Here is a 16,673-nt window from a genome sequence, read left to right as displayed (position 1 = left end):
AAATCCGGCGGCGCGCCTAGGCCTTGAGGGACAGGCCCATGGTCTCGAGCTTGTCCTTGACTTCCTCGATGGACTTGACGCCAAAGTTTCTGATGTTGAGCAGGTCGTTCTCGGAGAACTCGACGAGCTGGCGCACGGAGTGGATGCCGGCGCGCTTGAGGCAGTTGTAGGAGCGGACGGAGAGGTCCAGGTCCTCGATCTGCTTGTCGAGCTCGACGTTGTCCTCCACCGTGCCCGTGGCGAAGATGGAGGCATCCTCGGCGGGCTCGTCCTCATCGGCCAGGCTCATGAACGCGGCCATGTGCTGGTTGATGATGTTGGCGGCCTCCACCACGGCGTCGCGCGGGGCGATCGCGCCGTTGGTCTCGACCTCGAGAACGAGACGATCATAGTCCGTGTGACGGCCGACGCGGCAGGCCTCGACGGCCTTGGCGCAGCGACGGACGGGCGAGTAGAGGGAGTCCACGTGGATGATCCCGATGGGATCGCCCTCGCGCTCGTTGTCGTCACCGGAGACGTACCCGCGGCCCACGCCGATGCGCATCCTCATGGTGAGGTGGGCGCCGGCGCCGAGCGTGCAGATGTGGTGCTCGGGGTTGACGAGCTCGAACTCGCCCTCGGCACCCTCGAAGTCCTTGCCGGTGACCGTGGCGGGGCCGTCAATGTTGACGCGGACCTCGGCCTCGTCGGCGGTGCCGAGCGAGCGGTACACCAGGCCCTTCACGTTCAGGACGATGTCGGTGACATCCTCATAGACGCCCTCGACGGTCGTGAACTCGTCCTGGACGCCATCGATCTGGATGGCCTCGACGGCCGCGCCGGACAGGGAGGACAGCAGCACGCGACGCAGGGAGTTACCCAGCGTGTCGCCGTAGCCGCGCTCGAGGGGCTCGGCGCTCACACGGGCGAGCGTGTCGCTGATCTCCTCGACCGACACCTGCGGACGGATGAATTCGGACATTGCTACCTCCAAACCTAGTCGGGCTTACTTGGAGTAGAGCTCGACGATCAGCTGCGCGTCGATGTCGAGGTCGATCTGATCGCGCGTCGGGAGCTGGAGGACGGTGCCCTTGAGCTTCTCAATGTCAACCTCGAGCCAGGCGGGAACGGCCATGTGCTCGGAGGAGATGAGGGCCTCCTTGATGGGGAGGAGATCTTTGGCCTTGTCGGCCACGGCGACGACGTCGCCGGCCTTCACCTGGAAGGAGGGGATGTCGACGCGCTTGCCGTTCACGGTGATGTGGCCGTGACGGACGGTCTGGCGGGCCTCCTTGCGGGTGCGGGCAAAGCCGAGACGGAAGACGACGTTGTCGAGGCGACGCTCGAGCAGCGACATCAGGATGTCACCGGTGATGCCCTCGTACTTCATGGCCTTCTCGTAGTAGCCGTGGAACTGCTTCTCGAGAACGCCGTAGATGAACTTGGCCTTCTGCTTCTCGCGGAGCTGCATGCCGTACTCGCTCTCCTGGCGACGACGACGCTTGGGCTCGCGGTTGGAAGTCTTGTTGATGCCCATCACAACGGGGTCGATGCCGAGCTGACGGCACCTCTTGAGGACCGGGGTCCTATCGATAGCCATTGATACTCCTCCTAGCTACACGCGGCGACGCTTGCTCAGACGGCAACCGTTGTGCGCGATGGGGGTCTTGTCCTGAATGCCCGAAACCTCGAGGCCGGCGGCCTGGAGGGAACGGATGGCGGTCTCACGGCCGGAGCCGGGACCCTTCACGAAGACGGCCACCTTGTGCAGGCCGTGCTCCATGGCCGCCTTAGCGGCGGCCTCCGCGGCGAGCTGGGCCGCGAAGGGGGTGGACTTACGGGAGCCCTTGAAGCCGACGGTGCCACCGGACTGCCAGGAGATGACGTTGCCCTGCGGGTCGGTGATGGACACGATCGTGTTGTTGAACGTGCTCTTGATGTGGGCCTGGCCCACGGCGATGTTCTTGCGCTCGGAGCGGCGCACGCGGGTGGTGCGCTGGTTCTTCTTCTGCGGCATTGTTTACTCCCTAGCCCCTCTTCTTGGCACCGATCTGACGCTTCTTGCCCTTGCGGGTGCGAGCGTTGGTGTGGGTGCGCTGGCCGTGGACAGGGAGGCCCTTGCGGTGACGGAGGCCGCGGTAGCAGCCGATCTCCATCAGGCGGGCGGTGTTCTGACGAACCTCACGACGGAGGTCGCCCTCGGTGGTGAAGTTGGCGTCAATGAAGTCGCGGATCTTGGTGACCTCGTCCTCGGTCAGATCCTTGACGCGGGTGTCCGGGTTAACACCGGTCTCAGCGCAGATCTTGGTGGCGCTGGTCTGACCGATGCCGTAGATGTAGGTGAGTCCGACCTCAACGCGCTTCTCGCGCGGCAGGTCGACGCCGTTGATACGGGCCAACTTGAAGCTCCTTCCTTAGCCCTGACGCTGCTTGTGGCGCGGGTTCTCGCAAATGACGTAGACCTTGCCGTGGCGACGAATGACCTTGCACTTGTCGCACATCTTCTTGACCGAAGGACGTACCTTCATGAGTCTTTCCTTCCGGTAGCTCTGACACGAACCTATCTACTCGCCCAGCCGCTGGCGTGAATATCCACAGCTGAGGGTCGCTCCCTACTTGTAGCGGTAGGTGATGCGACCCCTGGTCAGGTCGTACGGGGAAATCTCCACCACGACCTTGTCGCCCGGCAGGATGCGGATGTAGTTCATCCTGATCTTGCCGGAGATGGTGCAGAGGATGGTCTTGCCGTTCTCAAGCTCAACATTGAACATTGCGTTGGGCAGGGGCTCGATGACCTTGCCCTCCAGCTCGATTGCGTCCTGCTTGCTCAAAGCTCATCCTCCACTCTTAGACAGCGACCAATAATCATACCTAAAACACACAGAGAGGTCCACGCTGCACCAGACAAACACAAAGCAGCGTGGACCTCCCTGGCAGCTACGCCTCGGAGCCGCCCTGCATGGGGCACCAGGGGCCCTTCTCGTCCTGGGTGAGAATCACCGGGCCGTCCTCGGTGACGGCAACGGTGTTCTCGTAGTGCGCGGCGGGAAGGCCGTCGCGGGTGACGACGGTCCAGCCGTTGGGCAGCGTGCGGCACTCATAGGTGCCGAGGGTGATCATGGGCTCGATGGCGATGACCATGCCGGCCTGGAGCTTCACGCCACGGCCGCGACGCCCGTAGTTTCTGACCTCGGGGTCCTCGTGCATGACGCGACCGACGCCGTGGCCCACGTAGTCGCGGACCACGCCGTAGCCGTTGCCCTCGGCGAGCTCCTGCACCGCGGCGCCGATGTCGCCGAGGTGGTTGCCGGGGACGGCCTGCTCGATCGCGGCCTTGAGGCAGTCGCGCGTGCACTCGCAGAGCGCGCGCCAGGCCTCGGGGGGCTCGCCCACGTAGAACGTCCAGGCGTTGTCCCCGACCCAGCCGCGGTAGGTGGCGCCGGTGTCAATGGAGATGATGTCGCCCTCCTGGAGGACGGTGACCGGCGACGGGATGCCGTGGACCACCTGCTCGTTGACCGAGGAGCAGATGCTTGCCGGGAAGCCGCCGTAGCCCTTGAAGGTGGGCGTGGCGCCGTGAAGGCGGATGAAGCCCTCCACGACCTGGTCGATCTCCTTTGTGGTGACGCCGGGGCGAACCTGGGCCCCGGCACGACGAAGGGCCGCCTTGGACAGAGCCCCGGCGGCCTTCATCTGCTCGATCTCAATGGGTGACTTGATGTTAATCATAGATTGAGGAGCGTCTTGACGTCGGCGTAGACCTCGTCGACCGGACGATCTCCGTCTACCTCCCTGAGAATGGAGTGTCCCTTGTAGTACTCGACGAGCGGAGCCGTCTGGGTCTCGTAGACGTCGAGGCGGTGCTGGATGGTGTCCGGCCTGTCGTCGTCACGCTGGTACATCTCGCCGCCGCAGCGCGGGCACACGTCCACGCCGGCCGGGGCGGTGTAGCCGCAGGAGCGGCAGGTGCGGCGCGAGCTCAGGCGCTCCACGATGACGGCGGGCTCCACCGCAACCAGCAGGGCCGCGTCAAGCGTGCGACCCATGGCGGCGAGCTCGGAGTCGAGCGTGACCGCCTGTGCCGTGTTGCGGGGGAACCCGTCGAGAATGAAGCCCGCCTGGGCGTCGTCGGACTCGAGACGCTCCTTCACCAGGTCAATGACGAGCTCGTCGGGAACGAGCTTGCCGGCATCCATGTATCCCTTGGCCTTCTTTCCGAGCTTGGTGCCCGCCTTGATCGCCGCACGGAGCAGATCGCCCGTGGAGATGTGGGCAAACCCGAACTCGGCAACAAGCTTCTGGGCCTGCGTCCCCTTACCAGCGCCCGGGGCGCCGAGAAGAACGATGTTCATGATGCCGACCGCCTTTCCCTAACCGTTACTCCTACCCTGCTACGAGGCCCCTACTTGAAGAAGCCATCGTAGTTGTGCATCTTGAGCTGGCTCTCGATGGAGGAGAGCGTGTCCATGGCAACGCTGACCATGATGAGCACCGACGTCCCGCCAAACGCCTGGATGAGCGGGTTGTTGGTGAAGGAGAAGATAATCGTCGGCACGACCGCGAGGACGGCCATGAACAGGGCGCCCGGAAGCGTGACGTGGTCGATCGTGCTCTTGATGAACGCGGCCGTGGCGGCGCCCGGACGAACGCCCGGGATGAAGCCACCCTGCTTGCGCAGCTGGTCGGCCGTCTCGGTGGGGTTGAAGACCATCGAGGAGTAGAAGTAGGCAAAGGCCACGATCAGCAGGACGGACAGGACCCAGTTGAGCCAGCCCGAGGAGAGCGCCGAGGCGACCGCCTGGACCCAGTCAACCGTCGGGAAGAAGACGGCAAGCTGGGCGGGAAGGTAAAGGATGGCCGAGGCAAAGATGATCGGCACGACGCCGGCGGTGTTCACCTTGATCGGAAGATAGGTGGACTGACCGCCCATCATGCGACGACCCACGACGCGCTTCGCGTACTGAATCGGAATGCGCCTCTGACCGCGCTCCACGTACACGATGATCGGGATGATCACAATGACCACGAGGAGCGTGATCACGGTGAGGATGATGTTCCCGGCGCTCGTGACGGACGAGATGAGCGCGGTGGGGATGCCGGACATAATGTTCGTAAAGATGATGAGCGACATGCCGTTGCCCACGCCGTTCTGGGTGATGATCTCGCCGAGCCACATGATGACCATCGCACCGACCACCATGGTGAACACGACGAGCACGTCGATCAGCAGCTCGGGAGCAGCGATGTTGGCAAAGCTCACGCCATAGGTCCTGAAGAGGAACAGGTAGCCGATGGCGTTGAGCAGGGCAAGGCCGATCGTGAGGTAGCGCGTGTACTGCGTGACCTTGCGCTGACCGGCCTCGCCCTCCTTGGCAAGCTCGCCGAGCGTCGGAATCACGGCCTGGAGCAGCTGCATGATGATCTGCGCCGTGATGTAGGGCATGATTCCGAGGCTGAAGACAGACATGCGGGAAAGAGCTCCGCCCGAGAACAGGTTGAGCACGGCCATGGCGCCGTTCGAGGAGAGACCGCTCTGGTAGGCACCGAGCAGGTCCTGGAACGGAGCGCCCGGAACGGGCAGATAGGCGCCGATGCGGTACAGCAGGAGAATGCCTGCCGTCAGCAGCAGCTTATGCCTCAGCTCCGGAATGCGAAACGCATTGGCGATTCCCTTTAGCACGCCTGCTCGACCTTTCCTCCGGCCGCCTCGATCTTAGCCTTGGCAGAGGCGGAGACCTTGTCCACCTTGACCGTGAGCTTCTTGGTGAGCTCACCGTCGCCGAGGACCTTCACGGGAATATAGTTGTGCTTGATGACGCCCTTGGCAACCAGGGAATCGGCGTCGACGGTCTCCCCGTCGGCGAACAGCACGTCGAGACGGGCAACGTTCACCGGGGCGTACTCGACGCGGTTGTGGTTGGTGAAGCCAGGGAGCTTGGGGAGGCGCATCGCGAGCGGCTGCTGGCCGCCCTCGAAGCCCTTGCCCTTGCCGCCGCCGGAGCGGGAGAGCTGGCCCTTGGTGCCGCGGCCGGCCGTGGTGCCGTGGCCGGACGAGTTGCCGCGGCCGATGCGCTTGCGGTTCTTACGCGAGCCCTCGGCGGGACGCAGATCGTTGAGCTGCATGAGTGACTCCTAGTTCTCTTCCACGACAACAAGGTGCTTGACCTTGAAGATCATTCCACGGATGCTCGGGTTGTCCGGGCGCTCGACGATATCGCCGATCTTGCGGAGGCCGAGGGCTCGGCAGGTGGCCGTCTGGTCCTTCTTGACGGAGGCAACGGCGCTGCGCACGAGCTTGATCTTGAGGGACTGGGCCATGGTTAGTTCTCCTTCCCGCAGAACATCTCGCCCACGGTCATGCCGCGACGCTCGGCGGTCTCAGCGGGGCTGGAGAGCTGCTTCAAGCCCTCGGCGGCGGCCTTGATGATGTTCATCGCGTTGTTGGTGCCGAGAGACTTGGAAAGCACGTTGGTGATGCCGGCAAGCTCGAAGAGCGGGCGCACGGGGCCGCCGGCGATGACGCCGGTACCCTCGATGGCCGGCATGATGAGAACGCGGCCGGCGCCGTAGTGGCCCTCGACGGCGTGCGGAACGGTGCCGTGCTCGGTCACGGGCACCTTGAACATGTTCTTCTTGGCGTCCTCGACGCCCTTCTGGATGGCCAGGGGCACCTCGGCGGACTTGCCCATGCCGAGGCCAACGTTGCCCTTGCCGTCACCGACGACCACGAGGGCCACGAGGGACATGCGACGGCCGCCCTTGACGGTCTTGGAGACGCGGTGGATGTAGACGACGCGCTCCTGAAGATCCGTGTCCTGCTGGCGCTTACGATCACGTGCCATTGAATCCTCCTAGAACTTCAGGCCCGCGTTGCGGGCACCGTCTGCCAGAGCCTTGACACGGCCGTGATAGATGCGACCGCCGCGGTCAAAGGTGACCGTGGTGACGCCCTTCTCGACGGCGCGCTTGCCCACGAGCTCGCCCACGAACGCGGCGGCCTCCTTGTTGGAGCCGAGCTTGCCCGTGGCGCGGAACTCAGGGTCGAGGGTCGAGGCAGAGCAGATGGTCTTGCCGTCGGCATCGTCGATGACCTGGGCGTAGATGTTGGCGTTCGTGCGGTGCACGCTGAGGCGGGGACGCTCAGCGGTACCGAAGATCTTGGCGCGGACGCGGCGCTCGCGGCGCTTGAGACCGGCCTTCTTCGCCTGCTGCTTGTTCATTCCTTCTCCTTAGACGTGCCATCACCTGACGGGGTGATGGTCTTTCGCTGGCCTTATGGCTACTTGGCAGCCTTGCCGAGCTTCCTGCGGATGTGCTCGCCCACGTAGTGGATGCCCTTGCCCTTGTACGGCTCGGGAGGACGCTTCATGCGGATCTCGGCGGCAACCTGGCCGACCTGCTCCTTGGAGATGCCCTTGACGTTGATGTGCGTGTTGTCGGGCACCTCGAACGTGATGTTCTCGGGAGCGACGTAGATCACGGGGTGGGAGTAGCCAAGGGAGAGATCAAGATCCTTGCCCTTGAGCGCAGCACGGTAGCCGACGCCGGTGAGCTCGAGCTTCTTCTCGAAGCCCTCGGAGACGCCGATGACCATGTTGTGGAGAAGGGTGCGGGTGAGGCCCTGCTGGGCGTTGGAGGCGGTGGACTCGTCGTTGCGCACGACGCGGAGCTCCTCGCCCTCATGCTCGATCGTGATCAGATCGGAGAAGGTGCGGGTGAGCTCGCCCTTGCCGCCCTTGACGGTAACGGTGGTGCCATCAACTGTCACAGTGACTCCGGCGGGAACCTGGACAGGCTGCTTACCAATTCGAGACACGGTTGTCTCCTTTCATTCCTGTCGAGAGTTACCAGATGTAGGCGATGACCTCGCCGCCGACGCCGAGCTTGCGGGCGTCGCGGTCGCACATCATGCCCTTGGAGGTGGAGATGACGGCGGTGCCGAGGCCACCGAGCACGCGCGGGAGCTTGTCCGCGGTGGAGTAGATGCGAAGGCCCGGCTTGGAGATGCGGCGAATGCCGCGAATCACCTTGGCGTGACGAGCGCCGTACTTGAGGGTGATGTGCAGGGTCTTCTGCGGGGTCGTGTCCTCGACCTCGTACCCTGCGATGTAGCCCTCCTCGCAGATGACGCGGGCAACCTCAACGAGCACCTTGGTCGAGGGCATGGAGACCTCGGCCTTGTTGGCGGCGTTCGCGTTGCGGATGCGCGTCAGCATGTCAGAGATGGGATCAGTAATCTTCATTGATTCTTCTCCTTAGGTAATGATGAACCTGCGTGTCCGGTTCGCCTGCACCCATGGCACAAGCGCCTGGACGCCAGAGCCCTGGGTCCTACCAGCTCGCCTTGCGGACGCCAGGAAGCTCGCCCTTGCTCGCAAGCTCGCGGAAGCAGACGCGGCACAGGCCGAACTTGCGATAGACGGAGTGGGGACGCCCACAACGCTGGCAGCGGTTCTGCTTGCGCGTCGAGAACTTCGGCTCGCGCGAAGCCTTGACGATCATCGAAGTCTTAGCCACAAATCCTCCTTCAAAGTGCATCTCGGCCGCCGGATGGCCCGGTCGGTCCTTGTTGGTATTCGACCTACTCAGCCTTGAACGGGAAGTGGAAGGCCTTGAGCAGCGCCTTGCCCTCCTCGTCGGTCTGAGCGGTGGTCACGATGGTGATGTCCATGCCGCGGGTGTGGTCGATCTTGTCGTAGTCGATCTCGGGGAAGATGAGCTGCTCGGTGACGCCCATGGAGAAGTTGCCACGGCCGTCAAAGCTCTTCGGGGAGATGCCGCGGAAGTCGCGGATGCGCGGGATGGCCACGGCGATGAGGCGGTCCAGGAACTCCCACATGCGGTCGCCGCGCAGGGTCACCTTGGCGCCGATCGGCATGCCGGCACGCAGGTGGAAGGTGGCGATGGACTTGCGGGCGTGGGTCACGAGCGGCTGCTGGCCAGTGATGGCGCGCAGGTCGGCCACGGCGCCGTCGATGGCCTTGGCGTCCGTGGCGGCCTCGCCGACGCCCATGTTCACGACGATCTTCTCGATCTTCGGAATCTGGTGCACGTTCTTGTACCCGAACTGCTTCTGGAGCTCGTCACGCACGGTGGCGAAGTACTGCTCCTTGAGACGCGGGGTGTAGCTCTTGTCTGCCATGTTCACTCCTTCAACTCATGGGGTTCTCAGCACGGGGTTTCCAACCTCGTACCTCCCAGCCCTGGCACGGCCGGGAGCCATATGTCCTGCGCCCGAGATAGAACTCTCCCTATCTAGAGACGCAAGGAAACATATTACGCCCTTTCTCCACAAAAGGAAACGAGGAACTATCCGGCACCGTTCCTGCACATTCGTCAGGGACGCGGGTTCTTCTCGCCCGCTTCTGAGCTCACTTGAAGTCACGAAACATGCGCCGTCGCGTGACTATGAGCGAGATAAGCGCGACAGCTCATCATAAGTAACGTTTTCGGCGGGGTTTCCGTGACTTAGCGTGAGGTGATCAAGAAAGCTCGTTGAAAGTCACGCTTCCAGGCGATTACCGTGACTTCGGGTGAGTCACAAGAGTTAGCTCGCTCAAAGTCACGCAACGGCCGCCCAAAGCGTGACATATGACGAGCTACCAAGACTAGATTGCCGAGAAGAGCCCCTTCGCGCGGGCGTTCCTCGGCACAAGAGGAGCCCCCGGCACTCCGGGGAGAGAACGCTGCGTTGCGCTCTACTCCATGGAATGCCGGGGGCTCCCCCATGCAGGTGCGGTCAGGCTCCTAGAACTGGGCGCCGCACTTCTTGCACACGCGGACCTTCTTGCCCTTGTCGTCAACGCCGTGGCCGACGCGCGTGGGCTTGCCGCACTTGGGGCAGACGACCATCACGTTGGAGGCGTCGATGGCGGCCTCCTGCTCGACGATGCCACCCTGCTGGTTCTGGGCGTTGGGGCGCACGGCCTTCTTGGCGATGGCGACACCCTCCACGACGACCTTGCCCTCGGCGGGCTTGGCGCGAAGGATGGTGCCCTCCTTGCCCTTGTCCTTACCGGAGAGAACGACGACCTTGTCGCCCTTCTTCACATGCATCTTAGCCATTCGTCCTCACTCCCTAGAGCGTCTCAGGCGCGAGCGAGACGATCTTCATGTACTTGCGGTCGCGCAGCTCGCGGGCGACGGGCCCGAAGATACGGGTGCCCTTGGGCTCGCCCTCCTTGTTCACGATGACGCAGGCGTTCTGGTCAAAGCGAATGTAGCTGCCGTCCTTGCGGCGCGTCTCCTTCTTGGTACGAACGATGACGCAGCGCACGACGTCCTTCTTCTTGACGCCGGCACCAGGAGTGGCCTCCTGGACCGCGCCGATGATCACATCACCGAGGCCCGCGTAGCGGCGCTTGGAGCCACCCAGGACCTTGATGCACCTCACCGTCTTGGCGCCGGAGTTGTCGGCGACGGTGAGCATGGTCTGCATCTGAATCATTTTTGCTCCTCCGTTGCTGTCCCTCCAGAGGTGCGCCCACACGCGCGGCGCACATGGGAGGACGGGTCATGGTTGCTTACTTGGCGCGCTCGACGATCTCGACCAGGCGCCAGCGCTTGGTCTTGGAGAGCGGGCGAGTCTCCATGATGGTCACGAGGTCGCCGACGCCAGACTCGTTCTTCTCGTCGTGGGCGTGCAGCTTCTTCGAGATGGTCATCATCTTGCCGTACTTGGGGTGGCGCTTGCGGTAGTCGATCTTCACCGTGATGGACTTGTCGCCAGAAATGGAGACGACGGTCCCGGTGACGACCTTGCGCGCGTTCCTCTTCTCGGTCTCAGCCATTGTCATTCTCCTGCGGTCTAGTTCTGCGCGGCGGACTTCTCCGCGGCGATCTGGCGGGCGCGCTGCTCGGTGAGAACGCGCGCGATGTCCTTCTTGACGGTCTTGACGCGGGCCGTGTTGTCAAGCTGGCTCGTGGCCATCTGGAAGCGGAGGTTGAAGAGCTCGGCGCGGCCCTCCTCCAGCTTCTTGGCGAGCTCGGCGTCGCTCATGGCCTTGATCTCGGTGTACTTCATTGACTATTCCTCCCCGTCCTGCTCGGTGCGGGTGACGATCTTGGTCTTGATGGGCAGCTTGTGCTGGGCAAGACGGAGGGCCTCACGGGCGATCTCGTCGGCGACGCCGTCGATCTCGAACATGATGCGGCCCGGCTTGACGACGGCCACCCACTCCTCGGGGTTGCCCTTGCCGGAGCCCATGCGGGTCTCGGCCGGCTTCTTGGTGATGGGCTTGTCCGGGAAGATGGTGATCCAGACCTTGCCGCCACGCTTCATGTAGCGGGTCATGGCGACACGGCAGGCCTCGATCTGGCGGTTGGTGATCCAGTGGGCCTCGAGCGCCTGGATGCCATAGGAACCAAAGTGCAGCTCGGTGTTGCCCTTGGCGTGGCCCTTCATGGAGCCGCGCTGAACCTTGCGGTGAAGAACGCGCTTAGGAGCGAGCATTAGCGAGCCCTCCTCTCATTGCGACCGCGGCGAGGACGCGAGGAGCCCTCGAGCGCCGGACGGGGCGTGGCCTGGCCGGGCAGCTTCTCGCCGAAGTAGATCCAAACCTTGATGCCGCAGGCACCCATGGTGGTGCGGGCGGTGGACTGGCCGTAGTCGATCACGGCACGAAGGGTGTGCAGGGGCACGCGACCCTCGCGGTACCACTCGCGACGGCCCATCTCGGCGCCGTTGAGGCGGCCGGAGCACTGGATGCGGATGCCCTTGGCGCCGGCCTTGCGGGCGGACTGGACGGCCTTGCGCATGGCGCGACGGAAGGCGACGCGCTGCTCGAGCTGCTCGGCGACGGACTGCGCGACGAGGTTGGCGTCGAGCTCGGGGCGCTTGATCTCGACGACGTCGACGGCGATCTGGCCCTTGCCGACCTTGGCGACCTTCTCGAGGTCGGAGCGCAGGACGTCGATGTCGGCGCCCTTCTTGCCGATCACGATGCCGGGGCGGGCGGTGTAGATGGTGACCTTCACCTTGTCGCCGGCGCGCTCGATGTCAACGCGGGAGAGCGCCGCCTTGGCGAGGCGCTTCTCGAGGAAGGAGCGGATGGCGAGATCGTTGCCGAGGTTCTCGGCGTAGTTCTTATCGGCGTACCAGCGGGAGCGCCAATCCTCGGTGATGCCGAGACGGAAGCCAGTCGGCTGAACCTTGTGACCCATGCTCGCTTACGCCTCCTTTCGCGGAGCGACGACGACGGTGATGTGGCTCATGCGCTTGTTGATGCGCGACGCGGAGCCCTTGGCGCGCGGGCGGATGCGCTTGAGCGTGGGGCCCTCGTCAACGTAGGCAAGCTTGACGTAGAGGTTGTCGCCACGCAGGCCGTTGTTGTTCTCGGCGTTGGCGATCGCGGAGCGCAGGACCTTGGCCACGTCGACGGAGGCGGCGCGGGTCGAGAACTGCAGGACCTCGAGGGCCTTGGCCACGGGGAGGTTGCGGATCAGCGCAACGACGGCGCGGGCCTTGCGCGGGGCGATGCGGACGTACTTGGCCGTCGCGCGGACCTCGTTGGTGTTGGTGTTCTGAGGCATGTTAACTACCTACCCCCTACTTTTCCTTGTGGCCACGGAACGTGCGGGTGGGGGCGAACTCGCCCAGCTTGTGCCCGACCATGGACTCGGTGACGTACACGGGCACGTGCTTGCGGCCGTCGTGGACGGCGATCGTGTGACCGACCATCTCGGGGAAGATGGTCGAGGAGCGCGACCAGGTCTTGATGACCTCCTTGGTGCCGGCCTCGTTCTGAGCGGCGACACGCGCGAGGAGGCGAGTCTCCACGAACGGGCCCTTCTTGAGACTTCTGCTCATGCTTTCTATCTCCTACTACTCGTGTTCCGACTACTTGGACTTGCGACGACGGATGATGAGGCGGTTGGAGGCCTTCTTCGGGTCGCGCGTCTTGTAACCCTTCGTCGGCTTGCCCCACGGCGTCACGGACGGACGGCCGGAGGTGTGGTTCTTGCCCTCGCCGCCGCCGTGCGGGTGGTCGACCGGGTTCATAACGGTACCACGGACGGTCGGGCGGACGCCGGCCCAGCGGCTGCGGCCGGCCTTGCCGATCACGATGTTGGAGTGCTCGGCGTTGCCGACCTCACCGATCGTGGCGCGGCAGGTGAGCAGAACGCGACGCAGCTCGGAGGAGGGCATGCGCAGGACGGCGTAGCCGTTGTCCTTGCCCATGAGCTGGACGGAGGTGCCGGCGGCACGGGCCATAGCGGCGCCCTTGCCCGGCTGGAACTCGACGGCGTGCACGAGCGTACCGACGGGAATCTCGGAGAGCGGCATGCAGTTGCCGGGCTTGATGTCGACGTCCTTCACGCCGGAGACGACCATGTCGCCCACGTGCAGGCCCTCGGGGCACAGGATGTAGGCCTTGGCGCCGTCAACGTAGTGGAGCAGCGCAATGCGGGCGGAGCGGTTGGGGTCGTACTCGATCGTGGCGACCTTGGCCGGCACGTCGTCCTTGCGGCGCTTGAAGTCGATCTTGCGGTACTGGCGCTTGTGGCCGCCACCCTGGTGACGGGTGGTGATGCGGCCGTTGTTGTTGCGGCCGGCCTTCTTGGGCAGGGGCTCGAGAAGCGACTTCTCGGGCGTGGTGCAGGTGATCTCGGCGAAGTCCGAGACCGTCTGGAAACGCCGGCCTGCGCTCGTAGGCTTGAGGTGCTTGACTGCCATTGACTCTTTCCCTTCTTCTTCCGTTGGCCGTCCCGCTCAGGGAGTGGCGGGGCGACACCGGATTACCACGGTACCGCGCGTATCCATCACGTGCGGCATGAAAGCCCGGCCCCCGAGGGGGCGCGGGCGGGGTACCTGCTACTCGGCGGCCTGCTGGGCGCCGAAGATCTCGATCGTCTCGCCGGCGGCGAGGGTCACGACGGCCTTCTTCCAGGAGCGCGTGGTGCCAGGGGTCTGGTAGCGAACGCGCTTCTTCTTGCCGGAGACGTTCATGGTGTTGACCTTGACCACGTGCACGCCGAAGAGCTTCTCGACGGCAGCGGCGATCTCCTCCTTGGGAGCGGCCTTGGCGACCTCGAACGTGTACTTGCCCTGCTCCATGAGGTCGAAGGAACGCTCGGAGACAACGGGGCGAATGATGACGTTGTAGACGGAGTTCATTATGCGAGCACCTCCTCGAGCTGCTTGGCGATCTCGGCGGTCATGACGAGCGCGCCGTTATCGATGAGGGTGCGGGTGGAGGCCTCGGAGACGCCGATCACGTTGACCGTCGAGAGGTTGCGGAAGGAGAGGTAGGTGTTGACGTCGTCGTCGGGGACCACGATGGTCACGCGCTTGCCCTCGATGCCAAGAGCGCCGAGAACGGCCTTGGCCTGCTTGGTGGAGGGCTTCTCAAAGGAGAGGGCCTCGACGAGGACGAGCTCGTTGTCAGCGACCTTGCCGGAGAGCACGGAGCGCATGGCGAGCTTGACCATCTTGCTGTTGATGCGCTTGGCGTGGCTGCGCGGGGTGGGGCCAAAGACGACGCCGCCGCCGGTCCACTGGGCGGCGCGGATGGAGCCCTGGCGGGCGCGGCCGGTGCCCTTCTGACGGTACGGCTTGATGCCGCCGCCGGAGACCTCGTGACGGTTCTTCACGGAGTGGGTGCCCTGGCGCCTGCAGGCGTCCTGGCAGACCACGACCTGGTGGATGACGGGGATGTTCGGCTCGATGCCGAAGACGCCGTCGGCGAGCTCGGCCTCTGCGACCTGAGCCCCCTCGACGTTCTTGATAGCGTACTTGGACATTCTGTCCTCCTTGTTAGCCTAAGAGATTTCCTGGCACTTAGGCCATGCGGACCTGGACGAGGGCGTTCTTGCCGCCGGGGACAGCGCCCTTGACGAGCATGAGGTTCTGCTCGGCGTCAATGCGGACGAGCTTGAGGTTCTTGACCGTCACGCGCTCGTCGCCCATGTGACCGTACATGTGCAGGCCCTTGCGGACGCGCGCGGGGTAGGCGCACTGGCCGATGGAGCCCGGGCGACGCTGGTTGCGGGAGCCGTGGGTCATGGGGCCGCGGGAGAAGTTCCAGCGCTTGACGGTGCCCTGGAAGCCCTTGCCCTTGGAGGTGCCGATGACGTCGACGGCCTTGACCTCGGCGAAGTCGGCAACGGTGACGACGTCGCCGGTCTTGTGCTCCTCGCCGTTCTCAACGCGAACCTCGCGCAGGTAGCGCATCGGCTCGACGCCGGCGGCCTTGAAGTGGCCGGCCATGGGCTTGTTGACGTGCTTGGCGGAGATGTCTCCGAAGCCGATCTGGACGGCGTCGTAGCCGTCGGTCGCCTTCGTCTTGACCTGCGAGACGGTGCAGGGGCCAGCCTGGATGACGGTGACGGGCACGACGTTGTCGTTCTCGTCCCAGATCTGCGTCATCCCAAGCTTGCGGCCAAGGATCGTGCTGACCATGCTCTTTCCTAACCTCCGGTGGTCATGGGCTACGTCGGGCGCCCCTTGCGCCCGTCCCCAGCGGACCACGTCCTGTATCTGCGCTCTTGTGGGGGCGCGACACACGTGTCCCCATTTGAGCAGCCTGTCTAGTCTACACGCGTGACCGGGGCTTCACAAGGTCTCCGTAAAATTCTCGTGCCCTCTGAGCTGCGGCTGCGTTTTCCGCGCCGCCGGGCGTATCTATAGGGCGGCCTCGCAGGGGTTCCAGATGCTCTGGCAGAAGAACGCACGAGAAGAACGGTCGAACTCGTACACGAGCACGCAGCAGTTGCCCAGCGCGACGTCCTGCGGGCAGCGGGCGCGATCCTCCCAGGCACGCTTGAACTGAAGCGACGCCGACCCGTGGCTTACCGCGAGCACCGTCCCTGCGCCGGGGGCCTCCATGAGCTCCGTGAGCGTTGCCACCATGCGACGGCGCAGCGCCGCGCTCCCCTCCCCGCCAAAGGGGACGAGCGCCTCCCCGGGGTCCCAGAGCTCGGCCGGCACGTCGGCGACGGGGCCGCCCTCAAAGGGGCCGTAGCTGCGCTCGACAAGGCCGTCGATGAGCTCGATCGAGGGCAGGTCCTTCTCGCCCGTGGCGGCAAGCTCCTCGCGGACGAGCGCAAGGGTCGAGGCGGCACGACCGAGCGGAGACGAGCACAGCCGGTCAAAGCGCACGCCACGTGCGGCAAGCCAGCGCCCCGCGACGCGCGCCTGCTCGACGCCCAGCGGCGTGAGCGGCGAGTCGCAGCGCCCCTGCACGCGATGCTCCAGGTTGTACGCGGTCTGCCCGTGACGCATGAGGTAGAGCGTCGCCATTGGCACTCCCTTCTCCCCCACCCATGATACGACCCCTCCCGCCGGGCGTGCCCACGGCACGCGACGACCCCCGCCCTCCCAAGGGGAGAGCGGGGGCCAGATGAGTCAGGTCAGCTCGGACTAGAGCTTGATCTCGATGTCGACGCCCGCGGGGAGGTCGAGGCGCATGAGCGAGTCGACGGTCGCGGCGGCGGGGTCGAGGATGTCGATGAGGCGCTTGTGGGTGCGCATCTCGAACTGCTCGCGAGAGTCCTTGTCCTTGTGCGGCGAGCGGATGACCGTGTAGAGGTTGCGCTCGGTGGGCAGGGGGATGGGGCCGGACACGCGGGCGCCCGTCTTCTGGGCGGTGTCCACGATGAGCTTCGCGGACTGGTCGACGACCTCGTGGTCGTAGCCCTTGAGGCGAATCCTGATCTTCTGGCTTGACACTGTGGTACCTCCAATGAGCTCGAGC

General features: G+C 64.6%; 31 protein-coding genes. All 31 read right to left on the bottom strand.

Going from position 1 to position 16,673, the window contains the following annotated elements; all coding sequences use genetic code 11:
• Positions 1 to 16: 16 nt before the first annotated feature.
• Positions 17 to 961: a DNA-directed RNA polymerase subunit alpha gene (gene rpoA, locus B5F84_RS00575; RefSeq protein ID WP_087319635.1), complete on the bottom strand. Its 945-nt coding sequence runs from the start codon at positions 959 to 961 to the stop codon at positions 17 to 19.
• 24 nt (positions 962 to 985) lie between these two features.
• On the bottom strand, positions 986 to 1,579 hold the full coding sequence (gene rpsD / locus B5F84_RS00570; protein WP_087319633.1) for a 30S ribosomal protein S4: 594 nt from the start codon (positions 1,577 to 1,579) through the stop codon (positions 986 to 988).
• A gap of 15 nt (positions 1,580 to 1,594) precedes the next feature.
• Positions 1,595 to 1,996, bottom strand: coding sequence for a 30S ribosomal protein S11 (gene rpsK, locus B5F84_RS00565; RefSeq protein WP_075279274.1), 402 nt, complete (start codon positions 1,994 to 1,996; stop codon positions 1,595 to 1,597).
• Positions 1,997 to 2,006: 10 nt separating this feature from the next.
• On the bottom strand, positions 2,007 to 2,378 hold the full coding sequence (gene rpsM / locus B5F84_RS00560) for a 30S ribosomal protein S13 (RefSeq protein WP_087319631.1): 372 nt from the start codon (positions 2,376 to 2,378) through the stop codon (positions 2,007 to 2,009).
• Between the two features lie 15 nt (positions 2,379 to 2,393).
• Positions 2,394 to 2,507 carry a 50S ribosomal protein L36 gene (gene rpmJ, locus B5F84_RS00555; RefSeq protein WP_002563183.1) on the bottom strand — a complete coding sequence of 38 codons (114 nt, stop codon included), beginning with the start codon at positions 2,505 to 2,507 and terminating at the stop codon, positions 2,394 to 2,396.
• Between the two features lie 84 nt (positions 2,508 to 2,591).
• Positions 2,592 to 2,810, bottom strand: coding sequence for a translation initiation factor IF-1 (infA, locus tag B5F84_RS00550; RefSeq protein WP_059052948.1), 219 nt, complete (start codon positions 2,808 to 2,810; stop codon positions 2,592 to 2,594).
• 106 nt (positions 2,811 to 2,916) lie between these two features.
• On the bottom strand, positions 2,917 to 3,708 hold the full coding sequence (gene map / locus B5F84_RS00545; protein WP_087319629.1) for a type I methionyl aminopeptidase: 792 nt from the start codon (positions 3,706 to 3,708) through the stop codon (positions 2,917 to 2,919).
• The gene (locus B5F84_RS00540; protein WP_087319627.1) at positions 3,705 to 4,331 is read right to left on the bottom strand and encodes an adenylate kinase; all 627 of its coding nucleotides are present in this window, start codon (positions 4,329 to 4,331) and stop codon (positions 3,705 to 3,707) included. Before B5F84_RS00540 ends, map begins: the two co-directional genes overlap by 4 nt.
• A 50-nt stretch (positions 4,332 to 4,381) precedes the next feature.
• Positions 4,382 to 5,659, bottom strand: a complete 1,278-nt coding sequence (gene secY, locus B5F84_RS00535) for a preprotein translocase subunit SecY (protein ID WP_087319625.1) — start codon at positions 5,657 to 5,659, stop codon at positions 4,382 to 4,384.
• Entirely contained in the window at positions 5,653 to 6,102 is a 450-nt protein-coding gene (gene rplO / locus B5F84_RS00530) for a 50S ribosomal protein L15 (RefSeq protein ID WP_087319623.1), read from the bottom strand. Before rplO ends, secY begins: the two co-directional genes overlap by 7 nt.
• 9 nt (positions 6,103 to 6,111) lie before the next feature.
• Positions 6,112 to 6,297 carry a 50S ribosomal protein L30 gene (gene rpmD, locus B5F84_RS00525; protein ID WP_087319621.1) on the bottom strand — a complete coding sequence of 62 codons (186 nt, stop codon included), beginning with the start codon at positions 6,295 to 6,297 and terminating at the stop codon, positions 6,112 to 6,114.
• A gap of 2 nt (positions 6,298 to 6,299) precedes the next feature.
• Positions 6,300 to 6,821 carry a 30S ribosomal protein S5 gene (gene rpsE, locus B5F84_RS00520; RefSeq protein ID WP_087319618.1) on the bottom strand — a complete coding sequence of 174 codons (522 nt, stop codon included), beginning with the start codon at positions 6,819 to 6,821 and terminating at the stop codon, positions 6,300 to 6,302.
• A gap of 9 nt (positions 6,822 to 6,830) precedes the next feature.
• A complete protein-coding gene (gene rplR, locus B5F84_RS00515; protein WP_087319616.1) occupies positions 6,831 to 7,199 on the bottom strand; it encodes a 50S ribosomal protein L18 in 369 nt (122 codons plus the stop codon).
• Between the two features lie 59 nt (positions 7,200 to 7,258).
• Positions 7,259 to 7,795, bottom strand: coding sequence for a 50S ribosomal protein L6 (gene rplF, locus B5F84_RS00510; protein ID WP_087319613.1), 537 nt, complete (start codon positions 7,793 to 7,795; stop codon positions 7,259 to 7,261).
• 28 nt (positions 7,796 to 7,823) lie between these two features.
• Complete coding sequence (gene rpsH, locus B5F84_RS00505; RefSeq protein WP_087319611.1) at positions 7,824 to 8,222, bottom strand: 30S ribosomal protein S8; 399 nt, start codon at positions 8,220 to 8,222, stop codon at positions 7,824 to 7,826.
• An 88-nt stretch (positions 8,223 to 8,310) separates the two neighbouring features.
• Positions 8,311 to 8,496 carry a type Z 30S ribosomal protein S14 gene (locus B5F84_RS00500; RefSeq protein ID WP_087319609.1) on the bottom strand — a complete coding sequence of 62 codons (186 nt, stop codon included), beginning with the start codon at positions 8,494 to 8,496 and terminating at the stop codon, positions 8,311 to 8,313.
• Between the two features lie 64 nt (positions 8,497 to 8,560).
• Complete coding sequence (rplE, locus tag B5F84_RS00495) at positions 8,561 to 9,121, bottom strand: 50S ribosomal protein L5 (RefSeq protein WP_087319608.1); 561 nt, start codon at positions 9,119 to 9,121, stop codon at positions 8,561 to 8,563.
• 605 nt (positions 9,122 to 9,726) lie between these two features.
• A complete protein-coding gene (gene rplX, locus B5F84_RS00490; RefSeq protein ID WP_087319606.1) occupies positions 9,727 to 10,044 on the bottom strand; it encodes a 50S ribosomal protein L24 in 318 nt (105 codons plus the stop codon).
• Between the two features lie 13 nt (positions 10,045 to 10,057).
• On the bottom strand, positions 10,058 to 10,426 hold the full coding sequence (rplN, locus tag B5F84_RS00485) for a 50S ribosomal protein L14 (RefSeq protein ID WP_087319604.1): 369 nt from the start codon (positions 10,424 to 10,426) through the stop codon (positions 10,058 to 10,060).
• 76 nt (positions 10,427 to 10,502) lie between these two features.
• On the bottom strand, positions 10,503 to 10,769 hold the full coding sequence (gene rpsQ / locus B5F84_RS00480) for a 30S ribosomal protein S17 (protein ID WP_087319602.1): 267 nt from the start codon (positions 10,767 to 10,769) through the stop codon (positions 10,503 to 10,505).
• A gap of 17 nt (positions 10,770 to 10,786) precedes the next feature.
• Positions 10,787 to 11,002 (bottom strand): 50S ribosomal protein L29, encoded by a 216-nt coding sequence (gene rpmC, locus B5F84_RS00475; RefSeq protein WP_087319600.1) that lies wholly within the window; start codon positions 11,000 to 11,002, stop codon positions 10,787 to 10,789.
• Between the two features lie 3 nt (positions 11,003 to 11,005).
• The gene (rplP, locus tag B5F84_RS00470) at positions 11,006 to 11,431 is read right to left on the bottom strand and encodes a 50S ribosomal protein L16 (protein WP_072374182.1); all 426 of its coding nucleotides are present in this window, start codon (positions 11,429 to 11,431) and stop codon (positions 11,006 to 11,008) included.
• Positions 11,431 to 12,141, bottom strand: coding sequence for a 30S ribosomal protein S3 (rpsC, locus tag B5F84_RS00465; RefSeq protein WP_087319599.1), 711 nt, complete (start codon positions 12,139 to 12,141; stop codon positions 11,431 to 11,433). The genes rplP and rpsC overlap by 1 nt, the downstream gene beginning before the upstream one ends.
• A 6-nt stretch (positions 12,142 to 12,147) precedes the next feature.
• A complete protein-coding gene (gene rplV, locus B5F84_RS00460; RefSeq protein ID WP_087319597.1) occupies positions 12,148 to 12,510 on the bottom strand; it encodes a 50S ribosomal protein L22 in 363 nt (120 codons plus the stop codon).
• A gap of 16 nt (positions 12,511 to 12,526) precedes the next feature.
• The gene (gene rpsS, locus B5F84_RS00455) at positions 12,527 to 12,787 is read right to left on the bottom strand and encodes a 30S ribosomal protein S19 (protein ID WP_072374173.1); all 261 of its coding nucleotides are present in this window, start codon (positions 12,785 to 12,787) and stop codon (positions 12,527 to 12,529) included.
• Positions 12,788 to 12,817: 30 nt separating this feature from the next.
• Positions 12,818 to 13,654, bottom strand: coding sequence for a 50S ribosomal protein L2 (gene rplB / locus B5F84_RS00450; protein ID WP_087319594.1), 837 nt, complete (start codon positions 13,652 to 13,654; stop codon positions 12,818 to 12,820).
• 138 nt (positions 13,655 to 13,792) lie between these two features.
• Positions 13,793 to 14,095: a 50S ribosomal protein L23 gene (gene rplW, locus B5F84_RS00445; protein WP_087319592.1), complete on the bottom strand. Its 303-nt coding sequence runs from the start codon at positions 14,093 to 14,095 to the stop codon at positions 13,793 to 13,795.
• Positions 14,095 to 14,721 carry a 50S ribosomal protein L4 gene (gene rplD, locus B5F84_RS00440; protein WP_087319591.1) on the bottom strand — a complete coding sequence of 209 codons (627 nt, stop codon included), beginning with the start codon at positions 14,719 to 14,721 and terminating at the stop codon, positions 14,095 to 14,097. Before rplD ends, rplW begins: the two co-directional genes overlap by 1 nt.
• A 37-nt stretch (positions 14,722 to 14,758) precedes the next feature.
• Entirely contained in the window at positions 14,759 to 15,379 is a 621-nt protein-coding gene (gene rplC, locus B5F84_RS00435; protein WP_087319589.1) for a 50S ribosomal protein L3, read from the bottom strand.
• 222 nt (positions 15,380 to 15,601) lie between these two features.
• On the bottom strand, positions 15,602 to 16,219 hold the full coding sequence (locus B5F84_RS00430; protein WP_087319587.1) for a histidine phosphatase family protein: 618 nt from the start codon (positions 16,217 to 16,219) through the stop codon (positions 15,602 to 15,604).
• A gap of 120 nt (positions 16,220 to 16,339) precedes the next feature.
• On the bottom strand, positions 16,340 to 16,648 hold the full coding sequence (rpsJ, locus tag B5F84_RS00425) for a 30S ribosomal protein S10 (protein ID WP_075575844.1): 309 nt from the start codon (positions 16,646 to 16,648) through the stop codon (positions 16,340 to 16,342).
• Positions 16,649 to 16,673 lie beyond the last annotated feature (25 nt).

Source organism: Olsenella sp. An290 (genome assembly GCF_002159535.1).
Classification (GTDB): domain Bacteria; phylum Actinomycetota; class Coriobacteriia; order Coriobacteriales; family Atopobiaceae; genus Thermophilibacter.
The sequence above is the reverse complement of the archived record's forward strand: the minus strand, read 5'-3'. Positions and strand labels throughout refer to the sequence as shown.

Bases quoted from the DNA above. Each gene is read 5' to 3' on its own strand.
- rpmD (WP_087319621.1), bottom strand. From the start codon at position 6,297: ATGGCCCAGTCCCTCAAGATCAAGCTCGTGCGCAGCGCCGTTGCCTCC.
- rpoA (WP_087319635.1), bottom strand. From the start codon at position 961: ATGTCCGAATTCATCCGTCCGCAGGTGTCGGTCGAGGAGATCAGCGAC.
- rpsC (WP_087319599.1), bottom strand. From the start codon at position 12,141: ATGGGTCACAAGGTTCAGCCGACTGGCTTCCGTCTCGGCATCACCGAG.
- rplC (WP_087319589.1), bottom strand. From the start codon at position 15,379: ATGGTCAGCACGATCCTTGGCCGCAAGCTTGGGATGACGCAGATCTGG.
- rpsH (WP_087319611.1), bottom strand. From the start codon at position 8,222: ATGAAGATTACTGATCCCATCTCTGACATGCTGACGCGCATCCGCAAC.
- rplO (WP_087319623.1), bottom strand. From the start codon at position 6,102: ATGCAGCTCAACGATCTGCGTCCCGCCGAGGGCTCGCGTAAGAACCGC.
- rplD (WP_087319591.1), bottom strand. From the start codon at position 14,721: ATGTCCAAGTACGCTATCAAGAACGTCGAGGGGGCTCAGGTCGCAGAG.
- B5F84_RS00430 (WP_087319587.1), bottom strand. From the start codon at position 16,219: ATGGCGACGCTCTACCTCATGCGTCACGGGCAGACCGCGTACAACCTG.
- rplV (WP_087319597.1), bottom strand. From the start codon at position 12,510: ATGCCTCAGAACACCAACACCAACGAGGTCCGCGCGACGGCCAAGTAC.
- rpsQ (WP_087319602.1), bottom strand. From the start codon at position 10,769: ATGGCTGAGACCGAGAAGAGGAACGCGCGCAAGGTCGTCACCGGGACC.
- rplW (WP_087319592.1), bottom strand. From the start codon at position 14,095: ATGAACTCCGTCTACAACGTCATCATTCGCCCCGTTGTCTCCGAGCGT.
- rpsS (WP_072374173.1), bottom strand. From the start codon at position 12,787: ATGAGCAGAAGTCTCAAGAAGGGCCCGTTCGTGGAGACTCGCCTCCTC.
- rpmJ (WP_002563183.1), bottom strand. From the start codon at position 2,507: ATGAAGGTACGTCCTTCGGTCAAGAAGATGTGCGACAAGTGCAAGGTC.
- map (WP_087319629.1), bottom strand. From the start codon at position 3,708: ATGATTAACATCAAGTCACCCATTGAGATCGAGCAGATGAAGGCCGCC.
- rplB (WP_087319594.1), bottom strand. From the start codon at position 13,654: ATGGCAGTCAAGCACCTCAAGCCTACGAGCGCAGGCCGGCGTTTCCAG.
- rplP (WP_072374182.1), bottom strand. From the start codon at position 11,431: ATGCTCGCTCCTAAGCGCGTTCTTCACCGCAAGGTTCAGCGCGGCTCC.
- rpsE (WP_087319618.1), bottom strand. From the start codon at position 6,821: ATGGCACGTGATCGTAAGCGCCAGCAGGACACGGATCTTCAGGAGCGC.
- rpmC (WP_087319600.1), bottom strand. From the start codon at position 11,002: ATGAAGTACACCGAGATCAAGGCCATGAGCGACGCCGAGCTCGCCAAG.
- rplN (WP_087319604.1), bottom strand. From the start codon at position 10,426: ATGATTCAGATGCAGACCATGCTCACCGTCGCCGACAACTCCGGCGCC.
- rpsK (WP_075279274.1), bottom strand. From the start codon at position 1,996: ATGCCGCAGAAGAAGAACCAGCGCACCACCCGCGTGCGCCGCTCCGAG.
- B5F84_RS00540 (WP_087319627.1), bottom strand. From the start codon at position 4,331: ATGAACATCGTTCTTCTCGGCGCCCCGGGCGCTGGTAAGGGGACGCAG.
- rplX (WP_087319606.1), bottom strand. From the start codon at position 10,044: ATGGCTAAGATGCATGTGAAGAAGGGCGACAAGGTCGTCGTTCTCTCC.
- rpsD (WP_087319633.1), bottom strand. From the start codon at position 1,579: ATGGCTATCGATAGGACCCCGGTCCTCAAGAGGTGCCGTCAGCTCGGC.
- rplR (WP_087319616.1), bottom strand. From the start codon at position 7,199: ATGAACAAGCAGCAGGCGAAGAAGGCCGGTCTCAAGCGCCGCGAGCGC.
- rplE (WP_087319608.1), bottom strand. From the start codon at position 9,121: ATGGCAGACAAGAGCTACACCCCGCGTCTCAAGGAGCAGTACTTCGCC.